General features: G+C 69.0%; 26 protein-coding genes. 13 read left to right on the forward strand and 13 right to left on the reverse strand.

What is annotated here, in order from left to right:
* Positions 1 to 13: 13 nt before the first annotated feature.
* From ABZV44_RS22745 to ABZV44_RS22770, 6 genes are all read right to left on the reverse strand, one after another.
* Positions 14 to 940 (reverse strand): hypothetical protein, encoded by a 927-nt coding sequence (locus ABZV44_RS22745; protein ID WP_354839513.1) that lies wholly within the window; start codon positions 938 to 940, stop codon positions 14 to 16.
* Between the two features lie 45 nt (positions 941 to 985).
* Positions 986 to 1,804 carry a helix-turn-helix transcriptional regulator gene (locus ABZV44_RS22750; RefSeq protein ID WP_354839516.1) on the reverse strand — a complete coding sequence of 273 codons (819 nt, stop codon included), beginning with the start codon at positions 1,802 to 1,804 and terminating at the stop codon, positions 986 to 988.
* A gap of 55 nt (positions 1,805 to 1,859) precedes the next feature.
* On the reverse strand, positions 1,860 to 2,705 hold the full coding sequence (locus tag ABZV44_RS22755; RefSeq protein WP_354839518.1) for a 3-hydroxybutyryl-CoA dehydrogenase: 846 nt from the start codon (positions 2,703 to 2,705) through the stop codon (positions 1,860 to 1,862).
* A gap of 180 nt (positions 2,706 to 2,885) precedes the next feature.
* A complete protein-coding gene (locus ABZV44_RS22760) occupies positions 2,886 to 3,236 on the reverse strand; it encodes a hypothetical protein (RefSeq protein ID WP_354839521.1) in 351 nt (116 codons plus the stop codon).
* 194 nt (positions 3,237 to 3,430) lie between these two features.
* On the reverse strand, positions 3,431 to 3,802 hold the full coding sequence (locus ABZV44_RS22765; RefSeq protein WP_354839524.1) for an acyl transferase: 372 nt from the start codon (positions 3,800 to 3,802) through the stop codon (positions 3,431 to 3,433).
* Positions 3,803 to 4,218: 416 nt separating this feature from the next.
* Positions 4,219 to 5,106, reverse strand: coding sequence for an RNA polymerase sigma-70 factor (locus tag ABZV44_RS22770; RefSeq protein WP_354839526.1), 888 nt, complete (start codon positions 5,104 to 5,106; stop codon positions 4,219 to 4,221).
* 171 nt (positions 5,107 to 5,277) lie between these two features.
* On the opposite strand from ABZV44_RS22770, the gene ABZV44_RS22775 reads away from it, so the two are divergent.
* Positions 5,278 to 5,973, forward strand: a complete 696-nt coding sequence (locus ABZV44_RS22775; protein ID WP_354839529.1) for an NAD(P)H-binding protein — start codon at positions 5,278 to 5,280, stop codon at positions 5,971 to 5,973.
* Between the two features lie 451 nt (positions 5,974 to 6,424).
* Positions 6,425 to 8,020, forward strand: coding sequence for an ABC-F family ATP-binding cassette domain-containing protein (locus ABZV44_RS22780; protein ID WP_354839532.1), 1,596 nt, complete (start codon positions 6,425 to 6,427; stop codon positions 8,018 to 8,020).
* 75 nt (positions 8,021 to 8,095) lie between these two features.
* Here ABZV44_RS22780 and ABZV44_RS22785 read toward each other — a convergent pair whose 3' ends face one another.
* The 3 genes from ABZV44_RS22785 to ABZV44_RS22795 form a co-directional block, all read right to left on the reverse strand.
* Positions 8,096 to 9,580 (reverse strand): NAD(P)/FAD-dependent oxidoreductase, encoded by a 1,485-nt coding sequence (locus ABZV44_RS22785; protein WP_354839535.1) that lies wholly within the window; start codon positions 9,578 to 9,580, stop codon positions 8,096 to 8,098.
* Positions 9,581 to 9,647: 67 nt separating this feature from the next.
* Entirely contained in the window at positions 9,648 to 10,643 is a 996-nt protein-coding gene (locus ABZV44_RS22790) for a Gfo/Idh/MocA family oxidoreductase (protein ID WP_354839538.1), read from the reverse strand.
* Between the two features lie 254 nt (positions 10,644 to 10,897).
* Positions 10,898 to 11,707 carry a helix-turn-helix transcriptional regulator gene (locus ABZV44_RS22795; protein ID WP_354839541.1) on the reverse strand — a complete coding sequence of 270 codons (810 nt, stop codon included), beginning with the start codon at positions 11,705 to 11,707 and terminating at the stop codon, positions 10,898 to 10,900.
* Positions 11,708 to 11,793: 86 nt separating this feature from the next.
* Here ABZV44_RS22795 and ABZV44_RS22800 point away from each other — a divergent pair, with 86 nt between their 5' ends.
* Positions 11,794 to 12,183 (forward strand): nuclear transport factor 2 family protein, encoded by a 390-nt coding sequence (locus tag ABZV44_RS22800; protein ID WP_354839543.1) that lies wholly within the window; start codon positions 11,794 to 11,796, stop codon positions 12,181 to 12,183.
* A gap of 9 nt (positions 12,184 to 12,192) precedes the next feature.
* On the opposite strand, the gene ABZV44_RS22805 is transcribed toward ABZV44_RS22800, so the two are convergent.
* Both ABZV44_RS22805 and ABZV44_RS22810 read right to left on the reverse strand, forming a co-directional pair.
* Positions 12,193 to 12,624, reverse strand: a complete 432-nt coding sequence (locus ABZV44_RS22805) for a TIGR03668 family PPOX class F420-dependent oxidoreductase (RefSeq protein WP_354839546.1) — start codon at positions 12,622 to 12,624, stop codon at positions 12,193 to 12,195.
* A gap of 50 nt (positions 12,625 to 12,674) precedes the next feature.
* Positions 12,675 to 13,268: a TetR/AcrR family transcriptional regulator gene (locus ABZV44_RS22810; RefSeq protein WP_354839549.1), complete on the reverse strand. Its 594-nt coding sequence runs from the start codon at positions 13,266 to 13,268 to the stop codon at positions 12,675 to 12,677.
* Positions 13,269 to 13,358: 90 nt separating this feature from the next.
* Between ABZV44_RS22810 and ABZV44_RS22815 the strand changes: the two genes are divergently transcribed.
* Entirely contained in the window at positions 13,359 to 14,474 is a 1,116-nt protein-coding gene (locus tag ABZV44_RS22815; RefSeq protein WP_354839551.1) for a Gfo/Idh/MocA family oxidoreductase, read from the forward strand.
* Here ABZV44_RS22815 and ABZV44_RS22820 read toward each other — a convergent pair whose 3' ends face one another.
* A complete protein-coding gene (locus ABZV44_RS22820) occupies positions 14,475 to 14,759 on the reverse strand; it encodes a YciI family protein (protein ID WP_354839554.1) in 285 nt (94 codons plus the stop codon).
* A 41-nt stretch (positions 14,760 to 14,800) separates the two neighbouring features.
* The gene (locus tag ABZV44_RS22825; RefSeq protein WP_354839557.1) at positions 14,801 to 15,343 is read right to left on the reverse strand and encodes an amino-acid N-acetyltransferase; all 543 of its coding nucleotides are present in this window, start codon (positions 15,341 to 15,343) and stop codon (positions 14,801 to 14,803) included.
* Between the two features lie 195 nt (positions 15,344 to 15,538).
* On the opposite strand from ABZV44_RS22825, the gene pgsA reads away from it, so the two are divergent.
* The 9 genes from pgsA (at position 15,539) to ABZV44_RS22870 (ending at position 22,896) form a co-directional block, all read left to right on the forward strand.
* A complete protein-coding gene (gene pgsA, locus ABZV44_RS22830; RefSeq protein WP_354839735.1) occupies positions 15,539 to 16,138 on the forward strand; it encodes a CDP-diacylglycerol--glycerol-3-phosphate 3-phosphatidyltransferase in 600 nt (199 codons plus the stop codon).
* Positions 16,139 to 16,190: 52 nt separating this feature from the next.
* Positions 16,191 to 16,685, forward strand: coding sequence for a CinA family protein (locus ABZV44_RS22835; RefSeq protein ID WP_354839737.1), 495 nt, complete (start codon positions 16,191 to 16,193; stop codon positions 16,683 to 16,685).
* 81 nt (positions 16,686 to 16,766) lie between these two features.
* Positions 16,767 to 17,210 (forward strand): helix-turn-helix transcriptional regulator, encoded by a 444-nt coding sequence (locus tag ABZV44_RS22840; protein WP_354839560.1) that lies wholly within the window; start codon positions 16,767 to 16,769, stop codon positions 17,208 to 17,210.
* 186 nt (positions 17,211 to 17,396) lie between these two features.
* Entirely contained in the window at positions 17,397 to 18,224 is an 828-nt protein-coding gene (pspA, locus tag ABZV44_RS22845) for a phage shock protein PspA (protein WP_354839563.1), read from the forward strand.
* A gap of 243 nt (positions 18,225 to 18,467) precedes the next feature.
* Complete coding sequence (locus tag ABZV44_RS22850) at positions 18,468 to 19,412, forward strand: hypothetical protein (RefSeq protein WP_354839565.1); 945 nt, start codon at positions 18,468 to 18,470, stop codon at positions 19,410 to 19,412.
* A 226-nt stretch (positions 19,413 to 19,638) separates the two neighbouring features.
* Complete coding sequence (locus ABZV44_RS22855) at positions 19,639 to 19,815, forward strand: hypothetical protein (RefSeq protein ID WP_354839568.1); 177 nt, start codon at positions 19,639 to 19,641, stop codon at positions 19,813 to 19,815.
* Positions 19,816 to 19,887: 72 nt separating this feature from the next.
* On the forward strand, positions 19,888 to 20,832 hold the full coding sequence (locus ABZV44_RS22860; protein WP_354839571.1) for an NADP-dependent oxidoreductase: 945 nt from the start codon (positions 19,888 to 19,890) through the stop codon (positions 20,830 to 20,832).
* 123 nt (positions 20,833 to 20,955) lie between these two features.
* Entirely contained in the window at positions 20,956 to 22,110 is a 1,155-nt protein-coding gene (locus ABZV44_RS22865) for a substrate-binding domain-containing protein (protein ID WP_354839574.1), read from the forward strand.
* Between the two features lie 12 nt (positions 22,111 to 22,122).
* Positions 22,123 to 22,896 carry an ATP-binding cassette domain-containing protein gene (locus tag ABZV44_RS22870; RefSeq protein ID WP_040859440.1) on the forward strand — a complete coding sequence of 258 codons (774 nt, stop codon included), beginning with the start codon at positions 22,123 to 22,125 and terminating at the stop codon, positions 22,894 to 22,896.
* Positions 22,897 to 22,907 lie beyond the last annotated feature (11 nt).

A 22,907-nucleotide genomic window follows, 5' to 3' on the forward strand; every position in this document is an offset into this window, starting at 1 on the left:
CCGCCGGCCGGAGTCACCCGACTCGGTCGTCGAGGCGTACGCGCAGCACGTCACCGCGGCCGGTGGCAACCATGAGATCCCGGTCCGAGCCGGGGACCGTCGCCACCGCGGCCAACGGGTCCCTGGTCAAGAGCGAGCAGCTGGTGTGGGTGCCGGGGTCGACGCGGAGCAGGGCGCCGGAGGTCGTGGCGGCATAGAGGACTCCGCCGGGGCCGACCGCCAGGTCGTCGGCGAGTGGGGTGTCCGTAGTGGTGCTCTGGCGGGTCGGGTCGGCGATCGGGATCTGGACGAGCCTGCCCTGCGGGGTGAGGTAAACCGTCGTGTAGATCGAATCATCATGGACGGCAATGCCGTTGACGCCGAATATCTTCGCCTGTGCCGACCACTCGGTGTCGACGGTGCCATCGTGGCGGACCCGGACCACCCCGGACCCGGTATCGGCGACGTACAGGCTGCCCTCGGTGTCGAAGGCCGCACCATTGGCCATGCTCAGGCCGCCGACGAAGGTCTCGGGAACCGGTGCGGCGGCGGTCGGGTCGAAACGGACGACACCGCTGTCGTGACGGCCGGACAGCAGGTTCACCGAGTTGTCGCCGTAGACGACATACAGCAGCTGATCGGGGCCGAGGCGGATCGCGCCGGGCGAGCTGACCGGGACGGTCGCGGTGACCCGGCCCGCACTGTCGTAGCGCTGCACTTCATTCCGGTACAGCCGCGCGACCCACAGGTTGCCCTGCGCGTCGAATCCGAGGTTCTCGGCCCAGTCGACGAACGGGATCACCGCGGTGGCAACGGTCGATACGGTGACAGCAGGGCATGAAACCGGTTGGGACCGCGCGGTTCCCGGCGCGGCCAGACCGGCGGCCGCCACCGCGAGCAGGGTCGCGCCCGCCGCGGCGATCCGATGCGGCCGAGTGTGCGTGTGGGGGAATGGCTTCACGGTCGGTGATGGTAGGTACCAGAACCGATCGGTTGCCTGGGTGCGTTATACCCAGGCTCGCGCAGCAGCCAGGCGCGCCAGGCGGGCGGCGGTCGGGCTGCCGGGCTCGGCCTGATAGACCATCAGCCGCTGGCCCGCGGCGCCGCGCACATCGAAGGACTCGTAGGTCAGGAACAGCTGACCGGCCTCGGGATGGCAGAACTCCCGGGGCTCGGTCGTCGCGGTGCACAGCGTGTAGGAATGCCACAGTTCGGCGAATTCGGTACTGGCCGTGGTGAGTTCGGCGACCACGTGACGCAGGCGTGGATCGTCCGGATACAACGCCCCCGCCTGCCGGAAGCCCGCGACCATGGCCTGGCAGGTCCACGTCCAGTCGACGCAGAACCGGCGAGCGGCCGGTTCGAGGAAGGTCATGCGGGCCAGATTGTCGACGCGGGGGAATCCGGAGAAGAACGCGCGGGCGATGACATTGGCGGCGAGGATGTCCATGGCCGGGTTCAGCACCAGGGCCGGTGCGGCCGGATAGCCGTCGACGATGCGGCGCAGCGCGGGGCTGACCGTCTCGTCCGGGCTCGGTTGTCGCACCGGCGGGGCCACCCCCGCGAGGCGGTAGAGGTGTTCGCGCACAGCCTCGTTCAGTCGCAGCGCACCGCTCAGCGCCTCCAGCATCTGCGCCGACGGGTGGCGCTCCCGCCCCTGTTCCAGGCGGGTGTAGTAGTCGCTGTTCATTCCGGCGAGCTCGGCGACCTCCTCGCGGCGCAGCCCCGCCACCCGGCGGCGGCCGTGCGAGATCAGCCCGATGTCCTCGGGACGCAGTGCCGCGCGGCGGGCGCGCAGAAAGTCGCCGAGTTCGTTGCCGGTCATGCCGACCACGCTAGGTGCTCGCCGCCGCCGGTTGCCCGGCGGCGGCCCTCCGGCGTCAGTAGGTGTAGAAGCCGCGGCCGGTCTTGCGGCCGAGGTAGCCCGCGTCGACCATGCGGCGCAGCAGCACCGGGGGCGCGTACTGCGGTTCGCCGAATTCGGCGTAGAGGGATTCGGCGACCGCGAGGGTGACGTCGAGGCCCACGGTGTCGGTGAGGCGGAGCGGGCCCATGGGGTGGGCGCAGCCGCTGACCATGCCCTCGTCGATGTCCTCGGCGCTGGCGAACCCGGTCTCGAACATGCGGATCGCGCTGCAGAGGTACGGGATCAGCAGGGCGTTGACGATGAAGCCGGCCTGATCCTTGGACTCGATGGTGCGCTTGCCGAGGATGTCGCGGGCGTAGGCGGTGACCTTGTCGACGACCTCGCGGTCGGTCTTGAGGGTCACCACGATCTCGACCAGCGGCAGCACCGGGACCGGGTTGAAGAAGTGCACACCGACGACGCGGCCCGGGTTGGCGGTGGCATTGGCCAGCCGGATGACCGGGATGGACGAGGTGTTGGTGGCCAGGATGGTCTCGGGGGAGACGATGGCGTCCAGCTTGGCGAAGAACTCGGTCTTCAGCGTCTCGATCTCGGGCGCCGCCTCGATGACCAGCTCTCGGTCGGCGAAGTCGTCGATCGAGGTGGTGAGGGTGATGCGGGCGCGGGCCTCGTCGGCCGCGGCCTGCTCGAGGCGGCCGGACTTGACCGCGCGGGCCAGGGACTTCTCGATGCGTGAGACGGCGGCGTCGGCCGCCGCGGTGTCGCGCTCGAGAACCAGGACCGACCCGCCTGCGCGGGCGGCCACCTCGGCGATGCCGGCACCCATGGTGCCGCCGCCGATCACGCCGATGCGTTGCACTTACTTCTCCTTGTACCTCGGGGAAATCGCCACCTATCTTGCTCGACCACCCGTGACCGCCTTTCGCCGGGCGGCAGCGGCAACAGCCACTGGACAGTGTGCGTGTCTCAGGCCACAGCTCCGGATCGGCGGCACTCCGGCCCGGTACTGTCCAGAGCCGTCAAACATGCTGAGCGATCATCATGGGCGATTACCCCCGAGCGAGCCCCGAGCCGACGCAGACCGGTCCGGGGCTCGATCGGTCACATTGGGCGTCCGGCCCATCGTGCCCATTCCAGCCGTCGGCGGCTCGTGCCGAGCCAGGTACCGCCGATGTTCGACGGTGATCCAGCCGATCCCGGCGATCAGTGCGATCGCGGCCGCGGCGGCCCACAGATCGGTCCAGCCGCTACCGGGCGTCATGGCCAGCGCGATGACACCGGCCAGCAGCAGGGCGAAGCCGGGCCACGACACACCGTCCAGGAGAGTCGGCACCGTGGGGCCCGCGGGTGGCTCACGGACCATTTCGGGGTGGAGATTGCGTGGTGGCATAGGAGCGCGCTCCTTCCGGTTCGTACACTGCCCTGTCCATCGGGTTCCCGATTACGCGCTCCCGAAACAGGTTGCTGTCGGCCGTGCCCCACCGTGCACGGCCCGAAATATGTTGTGTACGAACAGGAATCAGCGAATCCGTGTGCGCCCGACGATTTGTGAACGCGCCGGTGCCGAGTGCCTTCCCGCCGGAGTCAGTCCCAGGCGCCGCTGTCGACGACCCAGATGCCGCCGCTGCCCTGTGTCACCGGCTGACCGACCTGCAACGTGAGTTTGCTGCCGTCCTGATTGGTGACCACGACGCTGGTCGGACCGTCCGCGGCGGCCTGAACAGTGGCCCATCCGAATCGCTGCTGCACGAAGGCCTTTGCGACCTGGACGCGATCCAGGCGCCACGGCTGGTGCCCGCTGTCCACGCCCTGCTGCAGGTCACGGGCTTGCTGAGCGGTGAGGCCCTCGCCGGGAAACGTCTTTCCGGCTTGCGGTTCGGTGCTCGACTCCGGCACCTTCGACGGTGCCCGAGTCGGCACGACCGGGGGCTCGGCCACCAAGGACGTTGTCGGCACAGCGGTTGTTCCAGGTAGCGAGCCCGGGACAGTAGCCGTCGCCGCGGCGGTAGCTGTCGCCGATGGCTGGCTGGTGGGCGAATCCGTCGACGTTGTCGTGCAGCCCGCAATCGCCGCCCCGCAAGCGAGGACGCCGAGAACGGTCACCCCCGCTCGCTGCCCCACCAGCGCGAACGCGATCGACCGACGGCTGACATGTGTGCTGCGCATAGGTCTCCCCTGACCTTGAACCCGAATCACCCCGACCACGATCCACAATGGATCCGCTGCCCTGATGTCGTCCCACCGAACCCGATCGTTAACCGCCAAAACCATTCTGGCGCAGACTTTCCGAACCCCGGCGGCGATCACCCCGAATCCGACGCGAAATATCGCCACCCGACCGGGCGGAGTTTGTTGGTGCGGTGCACCCGGATTCAGCGGCTGACTGTGGTCTCCTGTGCGATCCGTGACAGCTTCTCGGGGTTGCGCACGAAGTAGAGCCCGGTGACGAGGCCGTCGTCGATCCGGACCGCCACGACTCCGTCGATCTGTCCGTCGAGTCGGATGACCAGCGCGGGCCAGCCGTTGACCTGTGCGGGTTCGGCGGAGGCGTCACCGCCCATCCAGCGTGATCCGCCGGATAGCAGGTGAGCCACGTGATCCACACCTACGACGGGGTGCAACAGCGCCTGCTTGATTCCGCCGCCGTCGCCGAGGAAAACGATGTCGGGTGCCAGTAGGTCGAGCAGGCCCTGCAGGTCTCCGGTGTCGATGGCTCGTTGGAACGCCCCCAGCGCCGCCCTGGCCTCGACCGCGGAAACGACCCCGCGCGGACGGCGCGCCGCTACGTGCGACCGGGCCCGGTGGGCGATCTGGCGGACCGCGGCCGGCGTCTTCTCGACCGCTGCGGCGATCTCGTCGTAGTCCAGGCCGAACACCTCGCGCAGCACGAACACCGCGCGCTCGGTCGGCGTGAGGGTTTCCAGGACCAGCAGCATCGCCATCGACACGTGCTCGGCCAGCTCGACGTCCTCGGCCACATCGGGTGCGGTGAGCAGTGGTTCGGGCAGCCACGGGCCGACGTAGGACTCCTTGCGGCGGCCGAGCGTGCGCAGCCGCCGGATGGCCTGGCGGGTGGTGATCCGAACCAGGTAGGCCCGCTGGTCCCGCACGGTGTCCAGCTCGACGCCCATCCACTGCAGCCAGGTTTCCTGCAGCACGTCCTCCGCGTCCGCGGCCGAGCCGAGCATCTCGTAGGCGACGGTGAACAGCAGATTGCGGTGGGTGACGAAGGTTTGCGTGGCCCGGTCGCTGTCGCTCATGATCTCGCTCCTGCTCGTCTGTTCCAGCCTGTGTCGCGCATACGTGGCCCGGGCAAGCCTTCGTGTGACACCCGGCGGCGGTGACGCTCGTCACGCCCCGGCGCTGTCACAGGCGCGAGGGCACCGGCTACTTGTGTTCGTCCAGTTACCGAACAGGAGGATGACATCATCATGCGTATCACGGTCTTCGGAGCCAACGGTCGTACCGGCCGCCTGCTCACCGCGCAGGCACTCGACGCCGGACATCACGTCGCAGCGGTCACCCGGCAGCCGGAATCGTTTCCACTGCACCATGATCGGCTCGAAGTTGTCGGCGCCGACGTGCTCGATCCGGCCGCCGTGGACGCGGCTGTGGCTCAGCGGGATGCGGTCTTGTCGACACTCGGGGTCACCGCCGGGAAGGAACCGATCAGCACCTATTCGCACGGGGCGGCCAATATCGTCGCCGCGATGCAACGGCATGGGGTGCGCAGGCTCGCGGTGGTCAGCTCGACAGGAGTCGACCCGCACCCGTACTCCGATGCCGGAATCCTGTTCAACCGTGTACTGCTGCCCTATGTGACTCGAGTGCTGGGCAAGACTCTCTACGACGACATGCGGCGGATGGAGACACTCGTTCAGGCCAGCAATCTGGATTGGACGATCATCCGCCCCAGCGGCCTCTACCACCTTCCGCGGGTCACCGACTACACCCTCGTAGAGGGTCACGCCGACCGCAGGTTCACCGCCCGGGCGGACCTGGCCGCGTGCCTGCTCGCCCTGCTCGACAGCGACCGGTATCACCGGGCCACGGTCAATGTCGTCACCACCGTCGACAACCCCACCCTGCTCCAATGGATTCGCCGCGAAGCACTCGCTGCCACCTGAACAGGCCCGTCCCCTCGGTGTCGTACCCCAGAGGTAGGTTCGCCGGTATGCAGCCTGCTACCGCCATGGTCGCGGATGTCGTCGCGGCGATCACGCCCTTCGACGACCAGAGCGACACATCGACATGGCCCGCCGCGGCGGCCAATGGTGGGACCTCGACCCGGACAACCTGCCCGCCACCGATCCCCACCTGCCCCGATTCATTCTGAAGCTCGACGACTGTCAGCGGGGTGCTGTGGGCACGACGGCTTGATTGCCGCCGGCCCGGGTCGTGCGGGGCCTGGTAGGGTGGCCGGATGCTCATCGAGGTCGACAGACTCTAGCCGCCTACTCGAAGGCGGCGTTGCGATCACACCTGCTGCACGGCGTTCCGAATCGGGAATGGGCCGTTGATTTCCGGTGTGTATCGGCGGCGTCGGTAAACCCATGAGCAGGAAGAGTCTGTCGACACATGTCTTCATCCATGCAAGCGGCGATCACGCTGCAGAATCTGTCATTCGAATGGCCCGACGGGACCGTCGCTCTCGCGGGGGTCGATGGTGTGTTCACCACCGGGCGTACCGGTTTGGTGGGGCGTAACGGTGCGGGGAAGTCCACGCTGCTGCGCCTGATCGCCGGCATCCTGACCCCGACCTCGGGGCGGGTGGAAACCAGCGGCGACGTGGGGTATCTCCCGCAGCACCTCACGCTCGCCCAGAACGACACCATCGCGCAATTGCTCGGTATCGCAGGCACACTCGCCGCCCTGCGGGCGATCGAAGCCGGCGACACCGAGGAGAAGCACTTCGAGACGATCGGCGACGACTGGGACATCGAAGCCCGTGCCGACGAAATGCTGCACGAAATCGGTTTCAGCGCAGCCGATCTCGACCGCAGGATCGGCGAGATCTCCGGCGGTGAGGCCGTTCTCATCGCCGTCACCGGGCTGCGGATCAGGCGCACCCCGATCACGCTGCTCGACGAGCCCACCAACAACCTCGATCGCGAAACCCGCGCCAAGCTGGCGGAATTCGTGGATTCGTGGCCGGGCACGCTCGTCGTGGTGAGTCACGATCTGGAACTGCTGGAGCGCATGGACGCCACCGCGGAACTGCACGGCGCGACCCTCGAGGTGTACGGCGGTCCCTACAGCGCGTGGCAGGAGCACGTCGAGCAGGAACAGGCAGCGGCCCAGCAGGCGGCGCGAACCGCCGAGCAGGCATTGAAGGTCGAGAAGCGGCAGCGCATCGAGGCCGAGACCAAACTGGCCCGGCGCGAGCGCACCGCGCGCGCGACGCAGCGGGACGGTGGCATTCCACGCATCCTCGCGGGCAACCGGGCCAGCCGGGCGCAGGGCTCGGCCGGGGCCATGCGCACCACGCTCGACGCGAAAGTCCGTGCCGCCCAGGATGTCCTGGACGCCGCGGCCGCGCGGGTCCGCCGCGACGAGCACATTCATCTCGACCTGCCGGACCCCGACGTGCCACGCAGCCGGCGCATCGCGGAACTCGGTGACGGCGAGCGCACCATCGTCATCCAGGGTCCGGAACGGGTGGCCCTGATCGGACCCAATGGCGCGGGCAAGTCGACGCTGATCGAGCACCTGCTCAGTGGCCGCCACCCGGAACGCGGCACCCTGCTCACCGACCGGGTGGGCTACCTGCCGCAACGCCTGGACAATCTCGACGAGCAGGCCGGTGCGCTCGACAACGTGCACGCGGTGGCCACCACCACCGCAGCGGCCACGATCCGTAATCAGCTGGCCCGCTTGCTGCTTCGCGGCGGCAGTGTCGAACGCCCGGTCTCGACACTGTCGGGCGGTGAACGCTTCCGGGTGTCGCTGGCGCGCCTGCTCCTGGCCGATCCACCGGCCCAGCTGCTGATCCTCGACGAGCCGACCAACAACCTCGATATCGCAAGCGTCGATCAACTGGTCGAGGCGCTGGCCGACTATCGCGGCGCGATCCTGGTGGTCAGCCACGACTATCCGTTCCTGCACCGGATCGGCATCGACACCGTCGTCGAGCTCGACCGTGCGGGGAACCTGCGGCAACGCGGCTCCTTGTAACCGCCTCCGGCGCCGGGCCTCACCGTGACCCGGCGCCGGAATCGGTGGTGCAGTTCTGGATTCCGCGACCCTCGCTCAGGACGCCGAGTCCCCGGCGGCCTGCACCCGCGAATGTTGTTGATCGCGATAGGTTTCCAGCAGCCGCAGCCAGATCTCACTGATCGTGGGGTACGCGGGGACCGCGTGCCAGAGCCGATCGATGGGGACCTCGCCGGTAATGGCGATGGTCGCCGAATGCAGGAGCTCGGCCACCCCGCCCCCGGCGAACGTCGCCCCGACGAGCACACCGCGCTCGGGATCGACGAGAACCCGCGCCCGGCCGCGATAGTCCGGATCGTATTGCACCGCACCGGCAACGCGGCCGAGGTCGTAGTCGACGATATCGACGGCTCGGCCCTGGCGCGCGGCCTCCGCGGCGGTGAGCCCGACCGCCGCTACCTCCGGCTCGGTGAACACCACCTGCGGCACGGCCACCAGATCGGCGGTGCCCGAATGCCGTCCGAACGGACCCGTCTCGAGCGTGCGGCCACGGGCCCGGTCGGCGATCACCGCGCCCGCGATGCGCGCCTGATACTTGCCCTGATGGGTGAGCAGCGCCCGATGATTGACATCGCCTGCGGCGTACAGCCATTCGCCGTCGACGGCGGTCACCGTGTAGGTGTCGTCGGTGGCCAGCCACGTGCCCGCGTCCAGTCCGACGGTGTCGAGGCCGATGTCCGCGGTGCGCGGCGCGCGACCGGTCGCGAACAGCAGTTCATCCGCGACGATCCGCGCGCCGTCGTCGAGAGTGAGATGGATGCTGTCCTCGGGCCCACCCGCCCGCTCGGCCGTCGCGATGGTCCGCCCGAACCGCAGGTCCACGCCCGCCGCCCGGAGCCGGTCGGCGACCAGGTCGGCGGCGAAGGGTTCCATCCGGTCCAGCAGGCGGGCACCCCGCGCGATCAGCGTGACCTGCGAGCCGAGTGCCCGCCAGGCCGTGGCCATTTCGGTCGCCACCACCCCGGCGCCCACGATGGCCAGCCGCCCCGGAACCTCGGACGCGCTGGTGGCCTCCCGGCTCGTCCACGGCCGCAGCGCATCCAGTCCCGGCAGCGGCGGCAGTGCCGCGCGGCTGCCGGTGCAGATCGCGACGGCGTGCCGGGCCCGCAATCGCACCGTGTCGCCGTCGGGGGTCTGCACCGTCACCTGCCGCACCCCGTCGAGCCGGCCGTGGCCGCGCAGGAGTGAGATACCGGCCTTGTCGACCCATTCGACCTGGCCGTGGTCGTTCCAGTCGGAGGCCATGCGGTCGCGGTGTTCCAGCACCGCGCGGGTGTCGAGCGGCCCGGTGACCGCGGCGCCGACCCCCGGGAAGCGCACTGCCTCGCCGTACAGCAGCGCCGGGCGCAGCAGCGCCTTACTGGGCTGGCAAGCCCAGTAGGAGCATTCGCCGCCGACCAGCTCCGACTCGACGATGATCGTGTCGAGCCCGGCCGCGGCGGTGCGGTCGGCGACATTCTCGCCGGTCGGTCCGGCCCCGATGACAATGACGTCGCAAGTCTGGGTGTTCACACCGGACATGGTGGGCCCTCGCGCTCCGCGCTCGGCAGCCGGGGTCCCGCCCGGTCCCGGAGGGGCGGTCGTGATGTCAGCTCGGCCGGCGCAGCGGCAGACCGGCCGCCTGGTAGACGGCATCGATGACGCTCATGTTCGCGACGGCCTCGGCGGGTGTGGTGAGGATCGGCTCGCCCCGCAGCACTGCCCCGGCGAAGGCGTCGAGCTGATAGTCGTACGACGCGCGCCGCCCGAATTGCCGCAGGCTGCGGCCATTCTCGGTACTCAGCCACAGCACGTGCCCCAGCTGCGGCGCTACCGGATTGAGCAGCCGCATCCGGCCGCGATCGCCGATCACCGTGGCGCTGATCCGGACCAGATCCGACGACCACATGGAGCAGCGGATCCGGCCGGTGTGCCCGGAGGGGAAGCGCAGCTCCGCGGTCATGGCGCGGTCGATCCGCGGATCGCGCAACTTCGCCTGCGCCGTAACCACTTCGGGCTGCTCGCCGCCGAAGGTCCGGGCCATGTGCACGGCATAGCAGCCCGCGTCCATCAGCGCACCGCCCGCGAGGTCGTAGTTGTAGCGGATATCGGAGAACTTGGGCAGCGGGAAACACAGCGCGGTCTCCACCCGCCGCAGCGTCCCCAATTCGCCTGAGGCGATGATCTTCTCGGCCGCCTGCGTCAGCGGATGATAGCGGTAGTGGAACGCCTCCATCACCACCCGATCCGATGCTTCCGCCAGCGCGGCGATCTCGTGCGCCTCTCCGGCATCGGCGGTGAACGGCTTCTCGCACAGCACATGCTTGCCGGCCTCGACCGTGGCGCGGATCCACCGCCCGTGCAGGCCGTTCGGCAGCGGGATGTACACCGCGTCCAGGTCGTCCGCCCCGACCAGCGCCTCGTAGCTGTCGTAGGCCTGCCCGATCCCGTGCTTGCGGGCGAACTCCTCCGCCCGTGCCCGGTCCCGTGCCGCGACCGCGGCCACGACAACTTCCGGATTTCGCCCGGCCGGACCGATCAGCGCCGTCGGCGCGATATTCGCCGCACCGAGAATCCCGATCCGAAGCTGCGTACCATCGCTCATCCGCCGACCCTAACAGTCTGCCCGCCTTCCGAATACCCATGCTTCCCAGCGGTTTTACCGCAGAAGAGCGAAGTAGATGGGTCACCGCCGTGGTCCTTCACCATCGAGAAGCACGGAATTCCGTTGCTGCTCAACCGTCATGGCGCGGCGGTGCAGAAGGACGGCGGCTGGAAGGTCGACCCGATCGGAATCGGCCTGTTCATGATGCCGCGCGCCGACATTTTGGTCTGGTTCGCGAGCGTGACCGTACTCACCTACGCGGATAGGCGTCCTGCGGCCAGGTTTCGGAGGGCGTCGCGGGTGATCGCGTCGGCCGGGTAATAGGACTCGACCACCACGTCGGCCAGGGTGAGGTCGGTCGCCGTGCCGAAGGTGGTGACGGTATTGATGAACGTCAGGTCATGGTCGCGGTGACGCAGGCGGATCGGGAGGGCGATGTCGTCGATGCCCTCGGCGGAGAAAGCCGGGTCGTCGTCCCCGCCGTAGCCCCGGACCTCGTCGTGCAATGCCGCGAGCACCGGGTCGCCGGTCTGGGCGACCTGTCGCGCCAGTCGCGCGAGCAGCCGGCCGCGCACCTGCGCCACATTGCCCACCCGCGAGGCGAATCCCCGCGGATGCAGACCGAGCCGCATCATATTGGCCGGAGGGCTCAGCAGGTCCGGATCGACGCCGTCGAAGAACACGGCGGCGCCGGCATTGGCGGACAACAGATTCCACCGGCTGTCCAGTACCAGCGCCGGGAACGGTTCGTGCCCGGCCAGAATCTGCTCCACCGCCGCGCGTGCGACGGCCAGCTCCGGCGCGGTGTGCCAATCGCGGTGCTGGAAGATCGGGGCGTACCCGGCCGCGACGAGCAGGCGATTACGCTGGGCCAGCGGGACTTCGAGGTGGTCGGCCAACCTCAGCAGCATGGCTTGGCTGGGAATCGTGCGACCTGTTTCGACGAAGCTGACATGTCTGGCGGAAACATCTGCCAGACAGGCGAATTCCAGCTGGCTCAGCCCGCGCCGGTGCCGCCACTGGCGGAGCAGGTGCCCGACGGTGTCCGGTTCGCCCGCGTTCATGCCGTCACGATAACCGCGGCCCCGGAGCGGGTGCCATCACCTGCGATGTAATCGACTTCGCTGCTTCGGCACGGTGTGGTCGAAGCATGACCGATACGCACATCACCGATACCGCCGCCGCCAACCGGCGGCTCGTCACCGAGGCCATGGCCAGATTCGCGGCCGGCGATCACACCGTCCTGGCCGACGTGCTGGCCGAGGACTTCATCGAGCACAGTCCCGATAATCCCTCCGGCCGCGAGGCGTTCATCGCCCACATCACGAATGCACCGGTCGCACGGGCGCACCTGGAGATCGCCCGGGTGATCGCCGATCACCGATACGTGGTCGTGCACTACCGCATGGACACGGGCGACCGAACCGGCGGCGACGCGGTCGCCGACATCTGGCGTCTCGACGACGGCCGCATCACCGAGCACTGGGACGTGGTGCAACCCGTCCCCGATCCGGAACGCACGCCGAATGGGATGTTCTGAGCACGGCGCTCACACCGAGTAGGACCAGCCTCGCACCGACTCGACGTCGATCCGGATCACCGGCCCGGTGGGCGGAACGGACCGGTACTGGGGATATTTGGCGGCCAGCCAGGTCAGGGGAGTGGTGAGATCGGCAGGGGCGGTGAGTATTTCAGCGTTGCCGTCCAGCCGGGTCCACCACAGCCGAGTCCAGTCCTCCTCGTAGTGATCGGCGAGCAGACAGACCCGGGGATTCGACGCGATATTGCGGAGCCGTCGCAGATTCGTCGTCGACTTGGGTTTGTGGTCGATGGCTGTGACCACGAGAAGCGGCGAATCGACGGGGGAGACGGCGAAGGTGATGGGGACCAGGTGCGGTTGCCCGGTGGCATCGGCGGTGGCCAGCCGAGCCACCCGGGCGGCGCGGAACCTGGACAGAGCCGTGGCATCATCCGATCGCACGAGATCGACGGTAGTCCGCCGGTCGTGTTGTGCCACCACCGGACCGGTGGTCACCGGCGTGCGGACAGCCCGTCCAGCACGATGCGCAGCGTGCGCTGCCATTGATCCGGGGCCGCCCGCAGGCCGACGGTGTGATCGGTGGTGCCGACCCCGGCCAGCGCGAAAGCCACGTCCTCCCAGGCGATATCGGCCCGCATCGAGCCGTTCTGCTGTGCCCTGCCGACCAATTCGCGCAGCCGGTCGCGCAGGTCGCCGATGCAGCGGTCCACCTCGCCGCTGGCCGCGCCGCCCAGTGCATCGTTGACCCCGCAGCTCTCCGCCCGCAAACCCACGTACGCGGCGGCGAATTCGGTGAATCCCTGCCACGGGTCCGGCTGGACGAGGGCGCGGTCGGCGGCCGCGATGCCTTCGTCGAGGACCTCCTGCAGCACCGCCGTCAGCAGTGCGTCGAGCGAGGGCACCCGCCGATAGAAGGTCCCCTTACCCACCCCGGCCCGCTGCGCGATCTCCTGCGCGGTGACCGCCACCCCGACCTCCGCCACCGCCGCCCGCGCCGCGGTGACCAGCCGTTCGAGATTGCGGCGGGCATCGGCGCGGGGAGTCGGCGCGGCATCCCGGGCCAGCAGGCGATCGACGGCGGTCATGGCCGCACTCTAGCAAAAGTGGACTTTCCGAGTCCGTTTGGCTAGCGTCCAAAACGGACGCATCGAGTCCGTTTGATGAAGGAGCGAGTGATGTCGGACCGCATCCGAGTGGGAATCATCGGCGCGAACCCGGACCGGGGCTGGGCCACCCGCGCCCACGTCCCGGCCCTGCGCGCCCTGCCGGACTACGAGCTGACCGCGGTCGGTACCAGCCGCCGCGAGAGCGCCGAACGCGCCGCCCACCTGTTCGGCGCGGACCACGCCTTCACCGATGCGCGCGAGCTCGCCGAGCATCCCGATGTCGACCTGGTCGTCATTACCGTGAAGGTCCCCGCGCACGCCGAACTGATCCGCGCCGCGCTGGCCGCGGGCAAGCACGTCTACTCCGAATGGCCGCTCACCCGGACCACCGCCGAAGCCGAGGGCATCGTGGCCGCGGCCGCGGACGTTCCGGGACTACACGTCGTCGGACTGCAGGCCGGGCTCGCCCCCGTCGTCCAGCGTGCGCGAACCTTGATGGTCAACAGCCGCCATGTGGGCAAGGTGGTGTCGGTCACGGTCTACGCGGCCCGCGGCAAGGGCGCCGGCGGCCGCATCCCGCAGTGGGCGGCCTACACCCTGGACCGCGACAACGGCGCGGGAATGCTGGAGGTCGCGGGCGGCCACACCCTCGCGACGGTCGAATCCCTGGTCGGCCCGCTCACCGAGGTCTCGGCCGAGCTCGCGATCCGCCACCCGCTCGCCGTCATCGACGAGACCGGCGAGCGGGTATCGGTCACCAGCCCGGACCACCTGCTGCTGACCGGCCGCACCGACACCGGCATACCGGTATCGGCCCACATCCACGACGGCAAGGTCACCGACGGCCGCACCCGGATCGAAATCTCCGGCACCGACGGTGATCTGGTGATTGTCAGCGACGGCCCCTCGGGGGCGGGCGGCATCCAGATGAGCGACCTGCGCCTGCTGGGATCCAACGGCCCGGGTGGCGCGTGGCAGGACCTGACCCCCGAGGAGGCCGGACCCTGCGCGACGCTGCCGATCGAATCCCGCAATGTGGCAAGGCTTTACGACCGTCTGGCGGGCGACCTCCGCCGCAACCTCCAGCTGGTCCCGTCCTTCGGGACCGGCCTGCACGTGCATCGTGTCCTGGACGCGATCCGCCGCAGCGCCGACTCCGGCAGGCGCGAGACGGTCGAAGCCTGATCAGGACACGAACGCGCCCATGGTCGGCTGCCATTCGACGATGCGCTTGTCGGTCAGCAGACCCTCGCGGTTGAACGGGTCGTTCTCGAACAGCGTGGTCACCGCCTCCAGGTCGTCTGCCTGGACCAGGATCAGCGCGCCCGACCCGTCCGGGTACGGACCGCTGGTGAGCACGGTGCCCGCATCGACCAGGCTGTTCAGCCAGGCCCGGTGGTCGGGCCGGTGGATGTCGCGGCCGGGGACGGTGGCCTCGGAGTAGACGTAGTGGACGGCGAAGACGGCCATGGGCTCGCTCCTGATCGAAGTCGGTACGGATACGGAGAAGGTCAGAGCGTCAACAGCATTCGGGTATTCCCGAGCGTGTTCGGCTTGACGTAGGACAGATCCAGGAATTCGGCGACACCGGTGTCGTAGGACCGGCACATCTCGGCGTACACCTCGGCGGTCACCGGCGTGCCCTCGATCTCCGCGAACCCGTGCCGGGCGAAGAAATCCACCTCGAAGGTCAGCACGAACACCCGCTTCAGCTCCAGTTCGCGTGCGACCGCGATGAGCTGCTCCACGATCAGCCGCCCCGCGCCCGTGCCCTTGATGTCCGGATGCACCGCGACCGTGCGCACCTCGCCGAGGTCGGCCCACAGCACGTGCAGCGCGCCGCAGCCGAGGATCTGGCCGTCGCGCTCGGCCACCCAGAATTCCTGGACCGCCTCGTACAGCGTCACCAGGTTCTTCTCGAGCAGGATCCGGCCGGCGTAGATGTCGATGAGGCTCTTGATCTCGGGCACGTCAGAGGTTCGCGCTCGGCGGACGACCGGCGCCATCGCCGCATGCCCGCCGATCGAACCACTGTCAGGTGCCCGTGTTGTCATGGGGTGCACAGTAGTCGGCCCGCGTACCGATAGGCTTATCGGTGTGTCGCACATCCAGCCCTCCCACATACCGGCATGGTCCGGAAACCATGGCCGGTGTCTCGGCCGGTGGGGGCGCTGGTGACTGTGCAACGTGACGAGTTGGAGGGTCGCTGGACCGATGCCGGTCCCGCGGCGCGTCCGGGCTTCGCCCCCGTGCCCCGTCCGGAGGCGGCGGAACCGCCGGCCGTGCCACTGCTGAACATCGCCAATGTGCTGACGGTGCTGCGCATCCTGATCGTGCCGCTGTTCCTGCTGGCGCTGTTCGCCCACGGCGGGCACGACACCGAGTGGCGCTGGATCGCGGCCGGGTTGTTCGGCGTCGCCGCTATCACCGACCGCATCGACGGGCAACTCGCTCGCAAATACGGCCTGGTCACCGACTTCGGCAAGCTGGCCGACCCGATCGCCGATAAGGCGCTAATCGGGGCCGCGCTCGTCGGATTGTCGATGCTGCACGATCTGCCCTGGTGGATCACGATCGTCATCGTGGCCCGCGAGCTGGGCGTGACCCTGCTGCGGCTGGCCGTGGTCCGGCGCGGGGTGATTCCCGCGGGCCGGGGCGGCAAGCTCAAGACGCTGGTGCAGTCCGTCGCGATTGCCGTGCTGTTGCTGCCGCTCTCCGGCGGATTCGCTTCGGCCGGAATGGACTTGATGTATGCGGCCGTCGTGCTGACGGTCGTCACCGGTCTCGACTACGTCGTGCAAGCGGCCCGCCTCTGGTTCGGGTCGCCGGGCGGCAGCCGTGCGGCGTGACGTGCGGCCCGACGTCGAGACCGCGCTGTCCCGCGTAGCCACCGCTCCGCCCATTCCGCCCGACCCGCTCGTCACCTCGGCGCCCGCCGCCGAGTTGGTGGCCGCGCTCGCCGCCGCCGGCCAGACGGTGGCCACCGCGGAATCGCTGACCGCGGGACTGCTCAGCGCCACCATCGCGGGAATTCCGGGCGCCAGCACGGTGTTGCGGGGTGGACTGATCGTCTACGCCACCGACCTCAAGCAGTCGCTGGCCGGTGTGAGTGCCGACACCCTGGCCGCCGACGGACCGGTAGCCGCGACCACCGCCGAACAGCTCGCCGTCGGAGCCCGTCACCGCTGCGAAGCGGACTGGGGAATCGGGCTCACCGGAGTCGCCGGACCCGAACCACAGGACGGGCGACCGGTCGGCACGGTATTCCTTGGTATAGCGGGTCCGGAGTCCACCGAGGTACTTCGGTTGAAGTTGTCGGGGGACCGGTGGACGATCAGGGTGGGCGCGGTTCGCGCCGCGGTCACCGAGCTCGTCCGCATCGTCAGGGACGAGTGACGAGGCCGGGAACGCGCGGCCGACGCCGGACGTTGTCCAGTCAAACGCTGGGTCCGGCGAGACGAGTGTGAGGAGAACGAGATGACGCTGCTGCGAGAAGCCATCGGGGAAAGCCTGCGGCGCGCTCGGGTTGCCCAGAGCCGGACGCTGCGTGAGGTCTCCACCTCCGCGCGCGTGAGTCTGGGGTACCTGTCGGAGGTCGAGCGCGGCCGCAAGGAGGCGTCCAGTGAACTGCTGGCCGCCATCTGCCAGGCGCTGGACGTGCCACTGGCGCAGGTGCTCTTCGACGTGAGTTCCACCATGGCAGACGCCGACAAGGCCACCGCGCTGGCCGCCGACAAGGCCACCGCGGGTGTGGGAGCCGGCAAAGTGCCCGCCAAAGCCGGGCTCGCCAAGGTGGCCGCGAAGGTTACCCCGCGGGGTGGCGACGGCGACGTTGCCCTGGCCGCGGATGGAACTTTCGGCCCCCGCATTGTGATTCCGGCCCCGAAGTCGGATCGTCTGGTGCTGGTGGCTGCCAAGTGATCACTGTGCTGTGGAGCCGAAAGGGATAAATTCTCTGTAGGCTTCGTGCCGGAGGCGTCGCGCTGTTGCCGAAATCTCCGGAACGGCCGTTGCACAGTGGAGATAGGGACAACAGGGGTGCGCGACGGTCGCGCACTACTGTCGCGCTACGGGGCGCGGCACGTCATATGGAGGCGGGATCAATCGATGGCTAATCCGTTCGTGAAGGCCTGGAAGTACATGATGGCCCTCTTCGATTCGAAGATCGAGGAGCATGCGGATCCGAAGGTTCAGATCCAGCAGGCCATCGAGGAGGCCCAGCGCCAGCATCAGGCCCTGTCGCAGCAGGCCGCGTCGGTGATCGGCAACCAGCGCCAGCTGGAGATGAAGCTCAACCGCCAGCTGGACGAGGTCGAGAAGCTCAATGCCAATGCGCGCCAGGCGGTTATGCTGGCCGACCAGGCCAGCGGTGCCGGTGACACCGAGAAGGCCATCCAATACACCAATGCCGCTGAGGCTTTCGCCGCCCAGCTGGTGACCGCCGAACAGTCCGTCGAGGACCTGAAGGTGCTGCACGACCAGTCGCTGCAGGCCGCCGCGCAGGCCAAGAAGGCGGTCGAGCAGAACGCCATGCTGCTGCAGCAGAAGGTCGCCGAGCGCACCAAGCTGCTCTCGCAGCTGGAGCAGGCCAAGATGCAGGAGCAGGTCTCGGCCTCGCTGCAGCAGATGGACTCCACCCTGTCGGCCCCCGGCGCCGTCCCGAGCCTGGATGCGGTGCGCGAGAAGATCGAACGCCGCTACGCCAACGCGCTCGGTGCCGCCGAGCTGGCGGGCAACTCGGTCCAGGGCCGCATGCTCGAGGTCCAGCAGGCCAGCGTCCAGATGGCGGGCCACAACCGCCTCGAGCAGATCCGCGCCTCCATGCGCGGCGACTCGCTGCCCGCCGGTGGCACCCAGCAGCAGATCCCGCAGGGCCAGCCCGCGCAGCCGGCCGCCCAGCCCAACTTCAACAAGGGCCAGGCCGCCCAGCAGTAACTGCTGCGCGAAAGGTAGTGCACGATGGGGAGATCGCGGGCCGACAACAGTCCCGCGACCTCCCCTGCCCGTTTTCTGCGCCGAGCCCGCACGAAAACCGCTGATCCCATCCCGGGTTTCCCCTCCCCGTTCCCGCCGCCCGCAAACCCTCAGCCTCCCGCGCACTCCGAAACCGCCGGGCCCGGAACGGCTTCCGTGCCGCCCGCGGGCACTGTCCCAGCGCCGGAGCACAATCCACCCCACTTGACCGGTTTCCATGGCCGCCCCGCCCGCGCGCAGCCTGCCTTCGCGGCGGGCATGATGGGGGCCGGGCCTGGTCCGGCCGGAAGCGGCCGGCGGAAGCCGGCGCGGCGCGAGCGGGCCACCGAGGCGGTGCGAGAAGTGTTGGCGCCCAGCGGGTTCGAGCCCGAGGAGTTGGCGCAGCGGCTGCCGGACACGTTGCGGGGTGTGGGGGAGCAGGCGCTGGTGGCCGTGCGGAAGTGGGCGGATCCGCGGGAGCGTGAGCTGCGGAAGCGGCGCCGGGCACGGCGCCGGAGTTTCCGGCTGGGAACGGCTTCGGGGTTGACGACGGCCGGAACCGTTGGACTGGTGCTGATTTCGGCGCCGGCCTGGGCGGTGGTCGTGGTCGGTGGTGGTGCGGTCGCGCTGGTCACCGGGACCGCGGTGACGGCCCGGCGGTATCTGGAGATGCGCCGGGAGCCGCTGCCGCAGGCCGCTTTCGTGCCTCGGAAGCTGCCGCCGATCCGGTCCGCGGCGCGAGCGTCGATCGCCCGATTGGTCCGGGCCGAGCGGGCGCTGCACGGGCTGCACTCGCAGATCGCACGGACGGGCCGGCTTCCCGAGGACGATCTCAACGACACCCTGGAAACAGCCGCGTCCGGGGCCGCCGCACTGCACGCGCTGGCACAGGATGTGGTCGCCATGGAGCGGGCCGCCGGTGCGCTCGGCGCGAATTCACCACTGGGCGAGCACGTTCGGGCCGTTTCCATCCGCCTCGACGGCGGAGTCGTCGAATACGAGGGCATGGTCGCGGCCGCGGCCCGGGTGCTGGCGGTCCCCGAGAGCGCGGCCATCGCCGACGATCTCGGCTGGGCCATGGTCGGCCTGCGCGACGCCGCCGACCGCCTCGACGGCTGGGCCCAGGCCCTCACCGATCTCGCCGACCAGCGCTTCCGCGCCAATCCCTGACCTGTCCGCTGTGAACCGGGCTTTCCCGGGGCGTGGCCAGGGCTGTTGCAGGTCGGCGGGCTGCGGCCCCGGCGAACGCGGCCTGCTGCCTCGGCCGGGGGACTCGGGGAGAACCCTGATCTGTCCCGGATTTCGCTGCTGACCTGGTGATTTTCTCAGGCGGGCGACGCAGTATGGATGGTGTCGGATCGCGCGGACGGCGGTTCGGAGACTAGGGAGGTCAGTAATGTTCTGGAAGATTCTCGGCGTCGTCGTCCTCGTGTGGATCGCCTTCGCGGTGCTCGGGTGGCTGATCAAGGCACTGTTCCCGATTCTGCTGGTGAGCGCCATCGTCTTCGGTCTGTACATGCTGTACAAGGCGGTGTCGGGCTCGAAGGACAAGTCGCCGCTGAGCAAGTTCTGATCGGTCGAAACTTTCGGACCGTCCAGCCCCGGGTAGCGGGGACGGGCGGTCCTTTTTTCGTATGATCGCGGGATGGCTACTGCTGTCGTTGCCACCGCTTACGGTGGACCGGAAGTCTTGTCGCTGGTCGAGGTCGAGGTGCCCGAGCCGGGGCCGGGTGAGGTCAGCATCGCGGTGCGGGCCGCCGGCGTGAATCCCTTCGACTACAAGCTCTACAGCGGTGCGTTCGGCACCGATCCCAGCAAATTGCCCATCCGGCTGGGCCTGGAGGTGGCCGGAGTGGTCACCGCGGTGGGTCCCGACGCCGAGGGGCCGACCGGTCCGATCTCGGTCGGCGACGAGGTGATCGCGACGGTGGGTGGCGGCTACGCCACCGCCGTCACCGTGCCGGCCGCCCGGGTCGTGCCCAAACCCGCAGATGTGGACTGGAAGCATGCGGCCGGTGTGCTCAGTGTCGGCGGCACCGCGGTGCATCTGCTCGCCGCGACCGGCGTCGGGCCGGGGGACACCGTGCTGATCCACGGTGCCGCGGGCAGTGTCGGCGCGCTGGCCGCGCAATTGGCGGTGGCGCGGGGCGCGCGGGTGATCGGCACGGCCTCGCCGAGCCGGCATGAACGCTTGCGCGCCTACGGTGTCGAGCCGGTCGCGTACGGCCCGGGACTGGCTGATCGCGTCAAGGCGTTGGCTCCCAACGGAATCGATGTTGCCCTCGACACGGTGGGCACCGAGGAGGCGATCGACGTCTCTGCGGAACTGGTGGCCGACCGGAGCCGGATCGCGACCATCGTGGCGTTCGATCGGGCGGCCGCGGAGGGGTTCAAAGCCCTCGGTATGGGGCCCGGGGCCGATCCGGGCACCGAGATCCGCGGCAATGCCTGGCGTGAGTTGTTGCCGCTATTGTCCACGGGCAAGCTGGATCTGGCGATCGCCAAGACGTTCCCGCTGTCGGAGGCGGCCGCGGCGCACGAGCTCGTCATCGAGGGGCACGCGGGTGGAAAGGTCATCCTGCTGCCCTGAACCGGCCGCATCGATTTGGCCAAACGTCCCATATGAGTGACTCACACGGCATATGTTGTTGCCCACAACATATGCCGTGTGCGCGGTCGCAAACCAGTGACCGCCGCGTGAAAGGTCACCCTGATGAGGACGAAAAGCGCGCTCCCGCCGACGAAGTCCGGACGCCGACGGGGTTACGCCGCCGCCGCGCTCGCACTGTCCGGCCTGCTCACCCTCACCGCCTGCGGATCCAACTCCAGCAGCACGACCTCCTCGTCGAGTGCGCCATCGGGCGGCGGCGCCAATGGGACGGTCGGGGTCATCCTCCCCGAGACCGCCACCTCGGCCCGCTGGGAATCCTTCGACAAGCCGCTACTGCAGAAAGCCTTGAACGAGGCCGGATTCGACGCCGACGTGCAGAACGCGCAGGGCGATGTCCAGAAGTTCTCCACCCTGGCCGACGGCATGATCGCCAAGGGTGTGAAGGTGCTGCTGATCGCCTCCATCAACAGCGAGGTGGGCAGCGCGGTCGCGGCCAAGGCCAAGCAGGCCGGCATTCCGACCATCGACTACGACCGCCTCAACCTCGGCGGATCCTCCGACTACTACGTGTCTTTCGACAATGTGAAGGTCGGCGCTCTGCAGGGCCAGGGGCTGGCCACCGCGCTGAAGGACAAGCCGGGTGCGCAGGTCGTCGAGATCGAGGGCGCGCCGACCGACAACAACGCCACCCTGTTCCACCAGGGTCAGGAGCAGGTGCTCCAGCCCCTCTACGACTCGGGCGCGCTGAAGCTGGTGCGCAGCCAGGCCATCGACGACTGGAACAACCAGAAGGGCGGCACCACCTTCGAGCAGATCCTCACCGGCGCCAACGGCAAGGTCGACGGCGTGGTCGCCGCCAATGACGGCCTGGCCGGTGCGGTGATCACCGTGCTGAAGAAGAACGGTCTCAACGGCAAGGTGCCGGTGACCGGTCAGGACGCCACCGTGGACGGCCTCAAGGCGGTGCTGCGCGGGGACCAGTACATGACCGTGTTCAAGCCCATCAAGGAGGAGGCCGAGAACGCCGCGAAACTCGCCGTGGCCCTGGCCAAGGGCGACAAGGCCGCCGCGGATGCCCTGGCGCAGGCCGTGAGTCAGGATCCCAAGGGCAAGCGGGACGTGAAATCGGTGCTGCTGCAACCGCAGTTGATCACCAGGGCAGAGGTCAAGCAGGTGGTGGACTCGGGCTTCGTGAAGGCCTCCGACGTCTGCTCGGGCGATGTGAAGTCCGCCTGCACCGAACTCGGCATCGCCTGAGGATCGAGAGACATGAGTGAGCCGCTGCTCCAGATCACCGGCCTGAACAAGAGTTTCGGACCGGTGCACGTGCTGCACGACGTGGACCTCACCGTGCCGGCGGGAGAGGTCACCGCACTCGTCGGCGACAATGGCGCGGGCAAATCCACGCTGGTGAAATGTGTTGCCGGAATCCACGCCGCCGACTCCGGCGAAGTGCGATTTCGCGGCGAACCCGTACACCTGCGTGGCGCCAAGGATGCGGCGGCGCTCGGCATCGAGGTCGTCTACCAGGACCTGGCCCTGGCCGACAACCTCGACATCGTGGCCAATATGTTCCTCGGCCGGGAGCGCGGCAAGCCGTGGCTGCTGGACGAGGCGAGCATGGAGGAGGCGGCGCGGCGCACCCTGGCCTCGTTGGGGGTGCGCACCGTGAAATCGGTGCGCACCCCGGTCGCAGCCCTGTCCGGCGGGCAGCGCCAGACCGTGGCCATCGCGAAAGCCGTGCTGTGGAACAGCAATCTGGTGCTGCTGGACGAACCCACCGCGGCGCTCGGGGTGGCGCAGACCCGGCAGGTGCTGGATCTGGTGCGGCGGCTGGCCGAACAGGGGCTTGGGGTGGTGCTGATCAGCCACAACCTGGCCGACGTGTTCGAGGTCGCCGATCGGATCGCGGTGCTGTACCTGGGCCGGATGGCCGCGCAGGTGCGGACCGCCGATGTCACCACCGGCCAGGTGGTGGAGTTGATCACCGCCGGGCGTTCCGGCGATCTGGGCTTGGCGCGGCCCGAAGCCGCGGTGCTGTGAGGAAGCCACTG

The sequence above is a fragment of the Nocardia sp. NPDC004860 genome (genome assembly GCF_040609015.1).
GTDB lineage: Bacteria > Actinomycetota > Actinomycetes > Mycobacteriales > Mycobacteriaceae > Nocardia.